The sequence below is a fragment of the Streptomyces sp. NPDC102490 genome (genome assembly GCF_044765285.1).
In the GTDB taxonomy this organism is placed as follows: domain Bacteria; phylum Actinomycetota; class Actinomycetes; order Streptomycetales; family Streptomycetaceae; genus Streptomyces.
In genome coordinates, this window is sequence record NZ_JBIWJU010000013.1 from 107,182 (window position 1) to 122,318 (window position 15,137).

The following is a 15,137-nucleotide window of genomic DNA, read 5'->3' on the forward strand; positions in this document are numbered from 1 at the left end:
AACCCGCGGTGCTACCGCGGTAGGGGGTGGGGCACCCGGCCTACTGCTCGTCGGTGAACTTCGGGTCCTCGGCCTGGTCGTAGATCTCCTTGCCCGACGCGTCGTAGGCGTGGACGTAGGGGCTCGGGCCCATGTAGCGCGGGCCGGGCGGGGTGTCCGGGGAGAGCGCGGCCCCGTAGACGAACGCGCCGCCCGCCATGCGGGCCGGGTACTCCTTCGGGTCGTCACCGTAACTGATGGTGATCTTGGCGACGTCGGACGAGTAGTGCCCGGCGCCCAGCATGAGGTACTTCCCCCGACCGGCGGGCTCCATCATGGAGTCGAAGTACTCGACGACACGACCGGTGCCCCACAGGCGGTCGTTGATGAAGGTGGGCGGGGAGTCCGGGCTGGTGCCCTTGTCGCCCTTCGCCTGGCACTGCACGTACTGGCCGGCGGAGTCGACGGCGACGACCACGCCGTCCGAGTCCGGCGAGGCGAGCGGCGTACGGACCGCGACGACGGGGTGGTACCGCGACGCGTCGGACCCCAGGCAGGAGGAGAGGATCTTGGTGACGGTCCCGGCGTCGATCGGGGTCGTCGTCGCGTCGGTGATGGTGAAGCCGGCCTCGGTCGACCTCCCGCCGGGCGAGGACGGCGCGCTGGGACTCGGCGGTGCCGTGGCGGCGGCCGGGCCTCCCCCGCTGTGCGCGGGACCGGCGCCCCGGGGCTGCCCGGCGTCCCCCGTCCCGTCCAGGACGACCACGGCCGCGAGGCTCACCGCCGTCACACCGGTGGCGACGCCGAGCGGCACTCCCCACCTGCGTCGCAGCGAAGCCCCGTGGTGCTGCGGACCGATCTTCATGAGTAGTTCCTCTCGGGTCCGCCGATGGTTCGGCAGATCACGATCGGAAGGAGCCGCGGGGACGCCCTGCGTGTCCTTCATCGTGCGACCTCCTTCGCGTTGACGGGGTTCCTGGAACTGAACGGCGGCGCGGCCCCGGCTCCGCCGAGGTCGGCCCCCAGCCTCCGCCGCGCCCGGTGCAGCCGGGACTTCACGGTCCCGACCGCCACCTTCAGCACCGCGGCGGCCGCCTGCTGGTCCAGGCCCGACCAGACGCAGAGCTCGACGACCTCGCGTTCGTGCCGCGGCAGCCGGGCCAGCGCCCGGTGGATCTCCGACATACGGCGCTCGTCGTCCACCAGCCCGGCGACCCGGTCCGCGTGGTCGCCCACCGACTCCTCGTGCGAGACGAGCCGGTGCAGCAACGCCTCGGCCCGCCTCAGCCGCCGCCTGGTGTTCGACAACAGGCCGTTGGCGATGCCCAGCAGCCACGGCAGCGCCGAGTCGCGGTCGAGCACCGTCTCCGAGCGCCGTCGCCAGGCGTGCAGGAAGACCGTCGACGTGAGGTCCTCGGCCTCGGACCAGTCGGCCGTCCGCCGGAACAGGTGGTTGTAGACGGCCTTCCCGTGCCGGTCGAAGATCCGGCCGAACGCCTCGCGATCGCCGTCGACGGCCCTCGCCCACAGCTCCCGGTCGGACGTCCCGCCGACCGGTTCGTCGGGACCAGCGTCGTTCAGTTCCATACTCCGTCCGTGTCCGGCACCCGGCCGAAGGTTCCCACGGAACGAAGTCGGACGACTCACCGAGCCCGACGAAGACGGCCGCGACCGCGACGGCGACCGCGGCCGCGAGGAGATGACGCTCCAGGAACCCGCGTCCTGCGGGAGGTCAGCGCCGCAGGGTGAGAACGCCCGGCCGCCACGGCAGCTGGTCGTAGGGGCCGCCCGCGGTCGGGGACTTGCCCTGGTACAGGAATTGCAGGTTGCAGGGGTCGATGGTCATGGTCTGGTCGGGGTTGTTGCGGACCAGGTCACCGTGGCTGATGTCGTTGGTCCAGGTGGCGCCGCTGTTGGCCTTGCCCGCGAACGGGTTGCTCTCGCTCGCGGCCTGCGGGGTCCACGAGCCGCTCAGGCTGGAGGACGTGAAGGAGCGGAAGTAGCGCCCGTTCGCGCCCATCGCCTCGACGATCATGAGGTACTGGTTCTGGCCCTGGACCTTGTAGACCTGCACGCCCTCGAACAGGTTGGCCTTGGTGTCGCTCATGACCGTCGTGTACGACGAGCCGAAGTTGCCCGGGAAGTTCCCGATCGGCATGCTCGCCCGGTAGATCTTGCCGTTGTCACCGGCGAAGAACAGGTACATGTTCTGGCCGTCGGCGATCAGGGTCTGGTCGATCGGTCCGGTGTCGGAGCCGGAGATGCTGCCGGTGAACAGCGGCTGCGGAGCGGACCAGCCGTTGGGGTTGGTGGGGTCGCTGGACGTGCGGTAGATGAACGGCCACGCACCCCACTGGTACGCCAGCACCCAGATGTTCTTGGGCGCGAAGTAGAACAGCGTGGGCGCCACCGCCGCCTGGCTCATCCCGGTCTGGCCGGCCGACGCCATGTCCGACCAGTTCGTGAAGGGGCTGAACATCATCGAGCCGTAGGACGACCCCGACACGTTCGAGGCGTAGACCAGGTGCTTGCCGTTGTGCGTGACGGTGGTGAAGTCCTTCACCGCGGCCCACCCGTTCGCCGGCTGCGCGAGCACGCCCGACGAGGACCACCGGTACGTCGACGGAAGGGAGCACGATCCGTCCGTCGGCGGCGTCCCGGTCAGGCCGGTCCACTTCTGGTTGCTGCCGCCGTTGCACGTTCCGATCTGCACCGCCGTGCCGTTGGCCGTACCGGCGCCCGCGGCCTCCAGGCACAGCCCGGACTCCGCTCCGACGACCGTGCCGTCGGAGTTCACCCGCCACTGCTGGTTCGCGCCGCCGGAGCAGGACCAGATCTGCACCCGGGTACCGGGCGCGGTGGCGTGCCCCGGAACGTCCAGGCATTTGTTGCCGTACACGGTGAGCTGCTGGCTGTCGGTCGACGTCCACTGCTGGTTGGTCCCGCCCCAGCAGTCGTACATCTGCAAGAGCGCGCCGTCGGTCTGACTGCCGCCCAGCACGTCGAGACACCGGTTCGAACCGACACCGCGCAGGGCGCCGCTGCCGGCCGCCTGGGCCGGGGTGGCGACGAGCATCGCCGCCAGCGCGGCCAGAGCCGCGACCACGGCGGCGAGCGCCGCGGACGCGCGCCCGCGGCGGAAACTTCCTCTGTGCATGGGAACTCCCTCGACTTGGGTGGGTGGTTCCTTGCCGTGCGACACCGCATGTTCGAGATAACGAACATCGGTCGGAATGTCGAGCGTTCTGCATCATAGGGAGCCGACGAACGCCGTCAACACTTCTCGCACGTTCGCCATTCATTCCGAAATATTTATGGGAACCAATGCCCGCAATCCTGCACACCGTACGGAACAAGCCACCGACACCCCGCACCCGTCGCGGACCTGCCCAAGCTCAGCCGATGTCGAAACTTTCGAAGAAAAACAGAAACTTTTCTTGTGCGGAGTATTGACCGGACATCGTCAACACCCCAATCATCCGTGTCTGGGAAACCGCTCGCCGACCGATATGCCGAACAGGTGCGCCGACGCACATCCCCGCGCTCCAGTCCTCCCGTGACTACTACCTTGGAGGCTCAGCCATGGGCTCATACGCCCTTCCCAGACCCGATGTCCGCCGGAAGGCGCGCAGCCTGCTGCTGGCGCTGGCCGTCGGCGTCCTCGGGACGGCCACCGTACTGGTGGCGCCGCAACCCGCCCACGCCGCCGAGAGCACACTCGGTGCCGCGGCGGCGCAGAGCGGCCGCTACTTCGGCACCGCCATCGCCTCGGGCAAGCTCGGCGACTCGGCGTACACGTCGATCGCCTCCCGTGAGTTCAACATGGTGACGGCCGAGAACGAGATGAAGATCGACGCCACCGAGCCGCAGCGGGGCCAGTTCAACTTCTCCTCCGCCGACCGCGTCTACAACTGGGCGGTGCAGAACGGCAAGAAGGTGCGCGGCCACACCCTGGCCTGGCACTCCCAGCAGCCGGGCTGGATGCAGAGCCTCAGCGGCAGCGCGCTGCGCCAGGCGATGATCGACCACATCAACGGCGTGATGGCCCACTACAAGGGCAAGATCGTGCAGTGGGACGTGGTGAACGAGGCGTTTGCCGACGGCAGTTCGGGAGCCCGCCGGGACTCCAACCTGCAACGCACCGGCAACGACTGGATCGAGGTCGCCTTCCGCATCGCGCGCGCCGCCGACCCGTCCGCCAAGCTCTGCTACAACGACTACAACGTCGAGAACTGGACCTGGGCCAAGACCCAGGCCATGTACAACATGGTGAAGGACTTCAAGTCGCGCGGCGTGCCGATCGACTGCGTCGGCTTCCAGTCGCACTTCAACAGCGGCAGCCCGTACAACAGCAACTTCCGCACCACCTTGCAGAACTTCGCCGCCCTCGGGGTGGACGTGGCCATCACCGAACTCGACATCCAGGGTGCGTCCCCGACGACCTACGCGGCCGTGACCAACGACTGCCTGGCGGTCTCGCGCTGCCTCGGCATCACCGTGTGGGGCGTGCGGGACAGCGACTCGTGGCGTTCGGGCGACACCCCGCTGCTGTTCAACAACGACGGCAGTAAGAAGGCGGCGTACACCGCCGTGCTGAACGCCCTCAACGGCGGCAGCGGCGGCGACCCGGGGGAGCCCGGCGACGGCACCGCGGTGAAGGGCGTCGGCTCGGGCCGCTGCCTGGACGTGCCCAACGCGAGCACGACCGACGGCACGCAGGTCCAGCTGTACGACTGCAACGGCAACACCAACCAGCAGTGGACCCAGACCGACGCCGGCGAGCTGAGGGTCTACGGCAACAAGTGCCTGGACGCCGCCGGCACCGGCAACGGCGCCAAGGTCCAGATCTACGGCTGCTGGGGCGGCGACAACCAGAAGTGGCGCCTCAACTCCGACGGGTCCATCGTCGGCGTCCAGTCCGGCCTCTGCCTCGACGCGGTCGGAGCCGGCACGGCCAACGGCACCCAGATCCAGCTCTACACCTGCTCGAACGGCAGCAACCAGCGCTGGACCCGCACCTGAACGAAGCACCCCAACGACCCGGGGCCGCCGCCAGTGTGGCGGCGGCCCCCTTCTTTTTCCAGCTACACCGAGCAATGGTCCATTCATGCGGCTCAGTTGGTTCGGTAGGGCGCTGGGGCGTGGGCCGACGAGTGATCTCAGCATGCCCACGCCCGCCACGATGGCGGCGAGGTGGCGCACCGCGGCGACTGCGGCGTTCTCCGGCATGGTGACGTCGCCGGGATGGGCCACAGCCACGAACAGTGTGAGGGGCAGTTTCCAGCCGCTCCAGGCGAAGAGTGAGCCCGACCCGAGCCAGCCGAGTGTCAGCAGGAGCCCGTGGGGCACGCGGGCGGGGCGTTGTCGGGCGAGTGTCCAGACGGCGGCGGCTGCACTGAGCGCCCAGAGCGCGCCCAGGCCCGTCAGCAGGTACCCATTGGTGTCCCGCTCCGCGGGGTGGGTGATTCCGAACGTGCCGCCAACTGCCCAGTAGGTCCAGGTGTATCCGACGACGGCTGCGATGACGGCGGCCCACCGTGCGGTGGTACGGGCAGCGTCCGCGACGGGCGCGGTGAATGCTTCCGGCCAGCGCCGCCGCAGGTAGGCGGGGAGCGCGAGGGTCAGTCCCAGGCCCATTCCGATGAAGCTGAACTGGATCAGAGCGGCTTCCCAGCCGGGCACGGCGGAGTCGTCGCTGCTGTGCGTCGGGCCATTGCGGGCGGCGTCCAGCAGTGCGCCGAGGAGGGCGTACGGCAGGATCGACACGAGGAATCCGGCCCCGGTCCAGCTACAAAATAGGGCGTCAGAGCCAGCGCCGCCCCATCCGGTCCCACCGTTCCACTCCGGTGCCCCTCCTCAACAGGAACTTCAACGGCGGACAGCTCCCCGCCCGTGTAGAGGCTGTCGCAGCCTGGTAGTTCCCGGCGTCGGACCGGAGTGGTATAGGTGCTCATCCCGGCGGCGGAGATCGGCGCGGACCCGGATAGCGCTGCCGGATGACACGACGTCGAACGTCAGGGCGCTGGGAACCAGGCCGCCAGACGCTGTGCGCAGCAGTGCCGCCGCCTGCTCGTGCAGTGTGGGATACCGCTCGATTCCGAACACGTCGGTGCGGGGCCGGTCGATGGCTGATACCAAAAGTCCCATGTCACGCACGCTGTGCGCAGTACCGTTGACCGTCCGGGCGATGGCCAGAATCTCGTCGATCTGGAGGTAGCGCACTTCGGTCACTTCAGGTAGTCCAGGATCTCCGCATCACTGTCCATCAGCTCTGCCAGGACATCGTCGACCTTCAGCTCGGCCCGGTCCTGGGCTTCGCGGATAGCCTCAATGGCAAGTTCCCCCTCCTGACGCCGTCCTTGATCAGCCTGCTTCGGTCAAGGCCGCGTGCGCGGCGGCGAGGATCTGCTCGGAGAGCGGGGAGTCCTTGGTGGCCCGGGACAGGACCAGCGCACCGAACAGGGTGCAGAGCCGGACGATGCCGTCCTGGTCGTCACCGGCCAGGAAATCGGCGAAGTCGGCCACCCCCTCGGTGTAGACGCGACGGGCCTCGCGCCCCCCGCCCTCGCGCGCCATGTCGGTGGCGAGTGCGGCGACCGGGCAGCCGTCCGCCGGGTCGTCACGGTGTTCGACGGAGAGGTAGGCGTCGATCAGCGCCCGCTGGGCGGCGGCGCGCTGCCCGTCGTGCCGCTCGAGCCCGGTGCCGTAGCGGCGGGCGAGCTCGGCGAAGGCGTGGGCGGTGGCCTCGTCGACGAGCGCCTCCTTGGAGGCGAACTGCTTGTAGAAGGCGCCGTGGGTCAGACCGGCCTCCTTCATCAGGTCGGCGACGCTGACCTGCGTGCCCTGCTCGCGGAACAGCCGGGACGCGGTGTCCACCACCCGCCTGCGGTTCTCCTCCGCCTGCGCCTGCGATACGCGGCCCATGACCACCTCTCACTTGGATGTCGACTGGCATCTATCATAGAGCCGTGTTTAGATTGCGAGCATAATCTAATCTGCGTGGGTGGCCGACGGCACCCGCCATGGCCAGGAGTGAGCATGGAACTGAAGAACGCGGTCGCGGTCGTCACCGGCGCCAACCGGGGCTTCGGGCGGCATCTGGCCGCCCAGCTCGTCGAGCGCGGCGCCAAGGTGTACGGCGCGGCCCGCCGCCCCGAGACGGTCGACGTGCCGGGCGTGATCCCGCTGCGGCTGGACGTCACGGACGAGGCGTCGATACGACAGGCCGCGCGCGTGGCGTCCGACACGACACTGCTGATCAACAACGCGGGCATCTCCACCGGTGCGACGCTGATCGAAGGCGACGTGTCCGAGGTGCGCCGGGAGATGGAGACCAACTTCTTCGGCCCGCTCGCCGCGACCCGCGCCTTCGCCCCCGTCATCGAGGGCAACGGCGGCGGCGCCGTACTCAACGTCCTGTCCGCCCTGTCCTGGTTCCACCCGGCAGGACTCGGCTCCTATGCCGCGTCCAAGGCCGCCGCCTGGGCGCTGACCGGTGCCACCCGCGACGAGCTGGCACCCCGCGGCATCGCCGTCTCGGCGCTGCACGTCGGCTATATGGACACCGACATGGCCGCCGCCGTGCCCGCCGACCAGAAAGTCGCCGCCGACGACGTCGCAGCCCAGGCCCTCCACGGTATCGAGACCGGCCTGCCCGAGATCCTCGCCGACGAGACCAGCCGGTACGTCAAGCAGAACCTGTCCGCCGCTGCCGGTGGCCTGACGGCTGAACGCGGCTGAGGACGCGGTGCGCCCGCGCACAGCCGAAGAACAACTCAAAAAATCTCATACCGGGACGACCTCGGAGCGAACGGAAGACCGGCCTTTCACGGACGGGAAAAAAGAACGGAGACGACGATGAAGGCGTTCGTGGTCGAGAAATACGGCGGCCGAGCCGGGATGCGCGCCGCCGAAGTACCCGACCCCCAGGTACGTGCCGACGACGTCCTGGTCAAGGTCCGCGCGGCGAGCGTCAACCCGCTGGACCTCAGGATCCGCAACGGAGACTTCAAGGCGTTGATGCCCTACCGTCTCCCGCTCGTTCTGGGCAACGACCTCGCGGGGACGGTCGTCCGGATCGGCCCGTCCGTCACCCGCTTCGCGGTGGGCGACGAGGTCTACGCCCGGCCCGACAAGGACCGCATCGGTACCTTCGCCGACCTCATCGCCGTCCACCAGGACGACCTGGCACCCAAACCGGCCACCCTCACCATGACCGAGGCCGCCTCCCTCCCCCTGGTCGCCCTGACCGCATGGCAGGCACTGGTCGAGCGGACACGTGTACAGCCGGGCCAGAAGGTCCTCGTCCACGCGGGCGCCGGCGGCCTGGGCTCCGTCGCCGTCCAGCTGGCCAAGGCGCTGGGCGCGCACGTCGCCACCACCGTGAGCACCGCCAAGGTCGACGTGGCCAAGGACCTCGGCGCGGACGTCGTCGTCGACTACCGCACCCAGGACTTCGAAGAGGTCCTCGACGGCTACGACGTCGTCCTCGACAGCCTCGGCGGCGAGAACCTCGTCAAGTCCCTGCGCGTCCTCAAGCCCGGCGGCACAGCCATCGGCGTCGCGGGCCCGCCCGACCCGGACTTCGCCCGCGAACTGGGCGCGAACCCGATCCTCCGCCTCGCCATGACCGCCCTCAGCTTCACAACCCGGCGCGAGGCGAAGCGCCACGGCGTGACGTACTCGTTCCTGTTCATGAAGGCCGGCGGTGACCAGCTGCGCGAACTCACCCCCTCATCGACACCGGAAAGATTCGCCCCGTCATCGACCGCGTCTTCCCGTTCGACGAAACCCTCCAGGCCATGGAGTACGTCGAAAAGGGCCGCGCGAAGGCCGGCAAGGTCGTCGTCGCCATGACCTGAGGGCGGGAACGAGTCCCAGGCGCCGGCCACCTCCGACACGGCCTGTCGTCGGTTGCCGGGCAGCAGCTGTGGTCAGGCTGTGGTGCAGGTTCTGCCGTTGAGGGTGAAGGGGGTCGGGGCGGTGTTCGTGGCGCCCCTGCTGGCGATGAAACCGAGAGTGACGGAACCGCCGGCGGCGATGGTGTCGGTGTAGGAGGCGGGGATGACGCTCACGGAGCCCCCTGTCTGGGTGGGGGTGCCGCCCCACATGGTGGTGATGGTCTGGCCGTTGGTGAAGGTGAAGCCGAGCTTCCAGTTACTGACAGCGGTGGCGCCGGTGTTGCGGAGGGTGATCTCGCCCTGGAAGCCGCTTCCCCACTCCCCCACCAAGCGGTAGCCCACGGAGCAGGTGCCCGCCGGGGTGCCGGTGGTGGTGACGGTGACGGTGGCCGAGCGGGTGGAGCGGTTGCCGGCCGCGTCCTTGGCGTACACGGCGAAGGTGTAGGCGGTGTTGCCGGACAGCCCGGTGACCGTAGCCCGGTTGGACGTCGAGTCGGCCACCCGCGTCTCGGTGCCGCCGGTGACACGGACGACGTCGTAGCCGGTGACACCCACGTCGTCCGTGGAGACCGCCCAGCTCAGGGTCGCGGAGGTGGCCGTCACCTCGGAGGCGGTGGGAGTCCCCGGAGCGGTGGGCGCAGCGGTGTCACCGCCGGGATCACCAGGGGCCTGGCTGAGCAGGTGCGCCTTGAACCCTTCACCGTAGGTGCTGGTCGGTGTGCCGTTCCAGTCCTCGATGAGCACACTGCCACCGCTGCAACCCCAAGGGTTCCAGGTCCACGCCGTGTACCCGACCTTGTTGGCGTCCGCCCAGGCCATCACCTGGTCGATGTAGTCATGGGCGCAGGTGTTCTGACCGATCTCGCCGGCCTGGACCGGCACCTGGGCGGCGACCGCTCCGATGTCGCTGTCCCAGCACGACGTGGTCACGCAGCCGTTGAAGTTGTAGGAGTGCCATGAGGCCATCAGATTGCCGGTGGGGTCGGTCGGCTTGAATTCCAGCCACCGACTCAGATTGTTCGTCCACTCCAGACCGCCCGACATGATCACGTTGGTGGCGCCGGTGGCGCGTACCGCGTTGACGAGGGTCTGCATGCCGGCGACCGGGTAGGTGATCCCGGCGCAGGTGCCGCCGTCACGCAGACAGGTCCATGCGGCCGTGGCGTCGGACCAGTTGTTGGCCGCGTCCGGGTACGGCTCGTTGAACAGGTCGAAGACGACCGCGTCGTTCCCCTTGAACATCGTGGCCACCTCGGACCAGAACGTGGGGGTGTAACGCGCGTCCGGCATCGGCTTCTGACAGGTGGCCGCGACGTCCGGGCAGCCTCCGCCGGGGCCGGTGTACTCGCCCCAGGTCCAGTGCAGGTCGAGGATCACGTTGATGCCGTTGGCCACCAGGAGGTCCGCGTAGGTCTTGACCGCCTGCTGGTACGCCGTCGCGCTGGGCGCTGTCGGAGGTAAGTTCCCGGTGCCCAGCCAGCACTCCTCGTTCAGCGGGATCCGGACCGTGTTGATCTTCCATTCCTTCATCGCGTCGACGGCCGCCTGGTCCGTCGGCCCGTCGAATATCTCCTTGCCCTGGACACAGCCGAATTCCCCGCCGGACCGATTGACGCCCAGTGGGCGGAACGTGGAATTCGACCCGGTGACCAGGCGGTTGCCCGACACGTGCAGGGCCGGCGCCGCGGCGACCGCCGATGCCCTGCCGTCCACGGCGGACTGACCGGCCGCCGGCGAGGCGGCCGCCGACGCCGGGCCGCCGAACCCGGCCAGCGAACCCGCCGTAAGCACTCCGACAACGCCCAAAGCCCGCAGGGCTCTTCGCATGCTCATCGCACTCTCCCTCCATGCATGTATGCGCCTCTACCTGGCTGGATGACCTTCGACATTGCGCAGGACGCTGCGCTTGTGGGAGCGCTCCCACAGCTCAGTGAGCGTAGCCACGCCGGGCAACCGGACGGAAGCTCTCTGCAGGACTTGTTTCTGATGCCGAGCCCTGAGGCGGGATCGTCCGCGTTGTGAGAGATCCAGTCGGGCATGTTTCTCACTTGCCGACCAAGTCGAGGGTGCGGACCACTTACGTGGCTAGCGTGAACGAATCCAGCTGTCGAACTCCAGCCCGAGGAGAAGCATGCAGGACCTGTCACGTCTACGCGGTACCACGGCGCTGGTTACGGGGGCATCGGGCGGGATAGGCGCCGAGTTCGCCGCCAGGCTCGCCCAGCGTGGTGCGGACCTCATCCTCGTCGCCCGATCCGGCGACAAACTGGAGGCACTCGCCTCGTCCCTGCGCTCCGCACACGGAGTGCGCGTGCTGACGAAGACGCTGGACCTGTCCGAGCCCGGGGCGCCCCGCGCATTGTTCGAGTGGACCGTCGAGCACGGGCTGGAGGTCGGTTTCCTCGTGAACAACGCAGGCGGCGGTGTCGGCGGGGCGGCGGCGAAAGCCGACCCGGCGGTCGTCGCAGCGATGGTGAACCTGAACGGGCAAGCCGTGGTGGAGAACACGATCCGATTCCTGCCGCGCATGGTCTCACGTGGTCGTGGAACGATCGTGAACGTCACGAGCGCTTCCGCGTTCCTGCCCACGCCCTACCTGGCCGCCTACGGCGGGAGCAAGGCGATGGCGCAGTCATTCACCCTGGCGGTCGGTGCCGAGGTCGCCGCCGCGGGCGTCCGGGTGCTGGCGGTCTCCCCGGGAGTGACCGTCACGGGGCAGAAGTCCGAGGAGATTCTGCCCGCCATGGCGAGATGGGGCGGGCTGCGGCAGCCGGAGCAGGTCGTCACCACCGCTTTCCGCGCACTGGCCTCGCGCAAGGCGTTGGTGGTCGACGGCCGCCGCAACGCCCTGTTCGCCCGCTTGGTCCAACGCCTGCCTGAACGAACGACTCGCGCGCTGGGACGCCGATTGGCAACCAGGCTCACGGGCTTGTGACCGACCGGACAGGCGCCGATCGCTACCGCCCGCCCTCGTGAGGGCGAGGAGCTGCTTGGTTCTCGCTCTGCCTGGTGTCGTCCTCGAAGAGGATCGCGTGGACGCGTTGCAGCACGTCGAGGTGGGCGCGGTTGTAGAACTCGACCAGCGCGTGCGCGACGACCGACTCGGCGACCGCCGTTTCCCAGTGCGAGGACAACTCCAGGTCGGCCAGGCCGGGGTGGTCCCTGTGCTGTTGGCGGACATCGGGTGCCATCCGCTCCGCCAGCCGTTGCCGCGCCGCGTCGGAAGCATCCTCGTCGAGCGCCGCGAATTCCGCGTCGAGATCCCCCCGGGGTCCCAGAAGCTGTTCCTGGAGCGCGGCCATCGCGGCGGGTGTGAGGACGCTGGAGTAGGCCAGCAGCAGGGACCGCTGGGCCTCGGGCAGGTCGTCGGCGAGCGTCCTGAAGCCCGGGGGCATGTCGAGCGCGGCCCGGTTCTCCAGGACTGCCGACAGGTCCCGCCGCATCCGCTGCCGGCGCTCGATGTCCGCAGCGAGTTCGGCGTCCAGGTCCCGGAGGATCTGGCGCGCCTCCTCGTCCCCGCTCTCGACCGAGGGGACGTCCGCGAGGGCCACGCCGAGGTCGGTCAGTCTGCGGATGCGCAGCAGGCGGACCAGATGGCCGACGCCGTACCGCTTGTAGCCGTTGGGCGCCCGTTCCGGCTCTTCCAGCAGGCCGATCTCGTGGTAATGCCGTACGGCTTTGGTCGTCGTGCCGGCGAGTTCCGCCAGTTGACGCGTACTCCACGCCACCAGGAGCCCTTTCCCCAGCATCGCTTCCGGCGTCCATTCAAAACCGTGCCCCTAGGGCAGGGTCAACCATCGGCCGGGTCCGCACCGGGCGTTGTTGACCGTGCCCCAGGGGCAGGGAGTGGGATGGCCGCGACCACGACCACGAACCGGTATGCGGAGACTGGACATGAAACGACACCTCAGTGCCGGCAAGAGCCTGGCCCTCTTGGCGGTGCTCGGGCTGGGTGGCTCGCTGGCCACCGTTCCCGCCGCCGCCCAGGAGCCGAAGTCGCCCCGGGTGGAGTGGGGCCGGTGCCCCGATGACGTCGCGGCCGAAGCCGCTCCGACCGAGTTGCGGTGCGCCACCGTGTCCGTGCCGCTGGACTACACCCACCCCGAGGGCGAGCAGATCGACCTCACCGTCTCCCGGCTGGCCGCCGCCGACCCGGACAAGCGACGTGGCGTCCTCATGCTCAACCCGGGCGGCCCCGGCGGGTCCGGGCTCGCGCTGTCCGCGCTGCTGGTCGCCCGCGGCCTGCCCAGCAGCGTCACCGACCGCTACGACCTGATCGGCATGGACACCCGGGGAATCGGCCACTCCGGCCGGTTCAGCTGTGGATTCACGCAGGACAGCCCCTACTACTCCAACATCCCGCCCTACGCGGTCGACGACGCCGCGGTCACCGCGCAGGCGAAGATCGCCGAGCAGACGGCCGAGCAGTGCGCGGCCAACGACCACGACGGCCGGCTGCGCCACCTCACCACCGCGAACACCGCCCGCGACCTGGACCGGATCCGGGCCGCTCTCGGCGAGGAGAAGACCAGCTACCTGGGCTACTCCTACGGCACGGCACTCGGGGCCGCGTACGCGTCGATGTTCCCCGAGCGCGCCGACCGGATCGTGCTCGACAGCAACATCGGAGACACCCACCTCGACCGAGACGGCATACGCCGCTACGCGCTCGGCACGGAACAGACCCTGCCCGACTTCGCGAAGTGGGCCGCCCGCCGGCACGACAGCTACGGCCTGGGCCGCACCCCCGAACAGGTCCGGACGTCCTACCTCACCATCGCCGGCGAACTCGACAAGGCTCCGGTCGCGGGGATCGACGGCAGCCTCTTCCGGCTCCTGACGTTCGGCCACCTGTTCAAGCAGACGCAGTACCCCCAATTGGCCCAGACCTGGCAGGCGATCCTCGAAGGCGACGAGACGGCGCTCCGCGGCCTGTCGGCCGCCCGGCAGGAAACGCCGCCCGGGGCACCGTCGCCGAACGACAACGCCCTGACCGTGTTCCTCGCCGTCACCTGCAACGACGTCGAGTGGCCCGAGGACGTCCGCACCTACCGGCGGGGCGTCGCCGAGGACCGCGAGCGCTACCCGCTGTTCGGCGCCGCCACCGCCAACATCACCCCGTGCGCCTTCTGGCCGTACGCCCCCGCCGAACCGCCGGTGGAGATCGACGCCGAGGGCCCGCGCAACGTGCTGCTCCTCCAGAACCGGCGGGACGCGTCGACCCCACACCGGGGCGGGAAGATGCTGCGCGAGAAGTTCGGCGACCGCGCCCGGCTGGTCAGCGTCGACGACAGCGGGCACGGCGTCTACGTCCTGGGCGACAACTCCTGCGCGTTGAACACCACCACGCGCTACCTCGTCGATGGGGAGATGCCGGCGAGGGACACGTCCTGCCGCGCGGACTGACCGTATCGGCCGACCGCGCATGTCCCGCCACCGGCACCGGTGCCTACGGCGCCGAGTCGGACAGCAGGTCGTGGAGGCGCCGCATCACGTCGACCTGGGCCGGATTGTAGAGATCGGTGATGGCTTTGCCGATAGTGCGAGCGGTGTGCTGCCGGCCGCGTGGGGCATCCGAGGCGAGGTCGTTCAGCCCGGGATGCCTGGCCCGCAGACCTCGGACGTGAGGCACGAGTCGCTCGGCGAGACTCTGGCGCGCCGACTCGTCCGCATCGGCCGGAAACTCGTCGAATTCCCGTGCCACCGGCTGCGGCTCCTCATGGAGCAAGTCCGCGTAGGCGTCCATGCCGTTGGGGCCGAGCACCGTACCGAGGACGGTGACGAAGGAGCGGTCGGGGTCGGGGAACTCTCCTGTCTCGTCCAGGGAGGCGAGGCGGAGGGGGAGATCGCTCGCGGCCGTCGTGCGCATGAGGGCGCCGACCTCGGCGCGGGCGTGTTGCAGTCGTTCGATGGTGGCGGCCAGTTCAGCGTCGAGAGCCCGCAGATCACGCGGGTCCGGGGTGGAGTCCGGGCCGTCCCGCAGGTCCGCGATCTGGGAGAGGGACAGGCCCAGAGCGGTGAGGCGCTTGATCCGGAGGAGTCGGACGAGATGGCTGACGCCGTACTGCTTGTATCCGTTGGAGCGGCGCTCCGGCTCCTCGAGCAGGCCGATCTCGTGGTAGTGCCGTACGGCCCTGAGGCTGGTGCCGGCCAGCTCCGCGATCTCGCGGGTGCTCCACGCCATGATCGATGTCTCCCTCACCGTCCGGTGTCGTCGACGCGGTCGCGCCGTGGGCCATTGAAAACCATGCCGCAACG

Annotated in this window: 12 protein-coding genes and 1 pseudogene; 5 read left to right on the plus strand and 8 right to left on the minus strand. The window is 69.3% G+C overall.

Annotated elements, in window-relative coordinates; all coding sequences use genetic code 11:
• Nucleotides 1-40 precede the first annotated feature (40 nt).
• The 3 genes from ACIRGB_RS28430 to ACIRGB_RS28440 all read right to left on the minus strand — a co-directional run bounded on the left by ACIRGB_RS28430 (nucleotide 41) and on the right by ACIRGB_RS28440 (nucleotide 3,136).
• The gene (locus ACIRGB_RS28430; protein WP_403870946.1) at nucleotides 41-844 is read right to left on the minus strand and encodes a hypothetical protein; all 804 of its coding nucleotides are present in this window, start codon (nucleotides 842-844) and stop codon (nucleotides 41-43) included.
• A 77-nt stretch (nucleotides 845-921) separates the two neighbouring features.
• Nucleotides 922-1,566 carry an RNA polymerase sigma factor gene (locus ACIRGB_RS28435; protein WP_403870949.1) on the minus strand — a complete coding sequence of 215 codons (645 nt, stop codon included), beginning with the start codon at nucleotides 1,564-1,566 and terminating at the stop codon, nucleotides 922-924.
• A 145-nt stretch (nucleotides 1,567-1,711) separates the two neighbouring features.
• Nucleotides 1,712-3,136, minus strand: a complete 1,425-nt coding sequence (locus tag ACIRGB_RS28440) for a non-reducing end alpha-L-arabinofuranosidase family hydrolase (protein WP_403870951.1) — start codon at nucleotides 3,134-3,136, stop codon at nucleotides 1,712-1,714.
• 425 nt (nucleotides 3,137-3,561) lie between these two features.
• Here ACIRGB_RS28440 and ACIRGB_RS28445 point away from each other — a divergent pair, with 425 nt between their 5' ends.
• Nucleotides 3,562-5,001, plus strand: coding sequence for an endo-1,4-beta-xylanase (locus ACIRGB_RS28445; protein WP_403870954.1), 1,440 nt, complete (start codon nucleotides 3,562-3,564; stop codon nucleotides 4,999-5,001).
• Nucleotides 5,002-5,847: 846 nt separating this feature from the next.
• On the opposite strand, the gene ACIRGB_RS28450 is transcribed toward ACIRGB_RS28445, so the two are convergent.
• Both ACIRGB_RS28450 and ACIRGB_RS28455 read right to left on the minus strand, forming a co-directional pair.
• The gene (locus ACIRGB_RS28450) at nucleotides 5,848-6,210 is read right to left on the minus strand and encodes a hypothetical protein (RefSeq protein ID WP_403870957.1); all 363 of its coding nucleotides are present in this window, start codon (nucleotides 6,208-6,210) and stop codon (nucleotides 5,848-5,850) included.
• A 132-nt stretch (nucleotides 6,211-6,342) separates the two neighbouring features.
• Nucleotides 6,343-6,903 (minus strand): TetR/AcrR family transcriptional regulator, encoded by a 561-nt coding sequence (locus ACIRGB_RS28455; protein ID WP_403870960.1) that lies wholly within the window; start codon nucleotides 6,901-6,903, stop codon nucleotides 6,343-6,345.
• 114 nt (nucleotides 6,904-7,017) lie between these two features.
• On the opposite strand from ACIRGB_RS28455, the gene ACIRGB_RS28460 reads away from it, so the two are divergent.
• Nucleotides 7,018-7,719 (plus strand): SDR family oxidoreductase, encoded by a 702-nt coding sequence (locus ACIRGB_RS28460; RefSeq protein WP_403870963.1) that lies wholly within the window; start codon nucleotides 7,018-7,020, stop codon nucleotides 7,717-7,719.
• 117 nt (nucleotides 7,720-7,836) lie between these two features.
• Nucleotides 7,837-8,840: pseudogene (locus ACIRGB_RS28465) on the plus strand (NADP-dependent oxidoreductase).
• Nucleotides 8,841-8,912: 72 nt separating this feature from the next.
• On the opposite strand, the gene ACIRGB_RS28470 reads toward ACIRGB_RS28465, so the two are convergent.
• Nucleotides 8,913-10,712, minus strand: coding sequence for a cellulase family glycosylhydrolase (locus ACIRGB_RS28470; protein WP_403870966.1), 1,800 nt, complete (start codon nucleotides 10,710-10,712; stop codon nucleotides 8,913-8,915).
• A gap of 298 nt (nucleotides 10,713-11,010) precedes the next feature.
• On the opposite strand from ACIRGB_RS28470, the gene ACIRGB_RS28475 reads away from it, so the two are divergent.
• On the plus strand, nucleotides 11,011-11,814 hold the full coding sequence (locus tag ACIRGB_RS28475) for an SDR family NAD(P)-dependent oxidoreductase (RefSeq protein WP_403870969.1): 804 nt from the start codon (nucleotides 11,011-11,013) through the stop codon (nucleotides 11,812-11,814).
• Between the two features lie 22 nt (nucleotides 11,815-11,836).
• Here ACIRGB_RS28475 and ACIRGB_RS28480 read toward each other — a convergent pair whose 3' ends face one another.
• A complete protein-coding gene (locus tag ACIRGB_RS28480; protein ID WP_403870972.1) occupies nucleotides 11,837-12,607 on the minus strand; it encodes a MerR family transcriptional regulator in 771 nt (256 codons plus the stop codon).
• Between the two features lie 166 nt (nucleotides 12,608-12,773).
• Here ACIRGB_RS28480 and ACIRGB_RS28485 point away from each other — a divergent pair, with 166 nt between their 5' ends.
• Nucleotides 12,774-14,285 (plus strand): alpha/beta hydrolase, encoded by a 1,512-nt coding sequence (locus tag ACIRGB_RS28485; RefSeq protein WP_403870975.1) that lies wholly within the window; start codon nucleotides 12,774-12,776, stop codon nucleotides 14,283-14,285.
• Nucleotides 14,286-14,328: 43 nt separating this feature from the next.
• On the opposite strand, the gene ACIRGB_RS28490 is transcribed toward ACIRGB_RS28485, so the two are convergent.
• Nucleotides 14,329-15,063 carry a MerR family transcriptional regulator gene (locus ACIRGB_RS28490; RefSeq protein ID WP_403870978.1) on the minus strand — a complete coding sequence of 245 codons (735 nt, stop codon included), beginning with the start codon at nucleotides 15,061-15,063 and terminating at the stop codon, nucleotides 14,329-14,331.
• Between the last annotated feature and the right edge of the window lie 74 nt (nucleotides 15,064-15,137).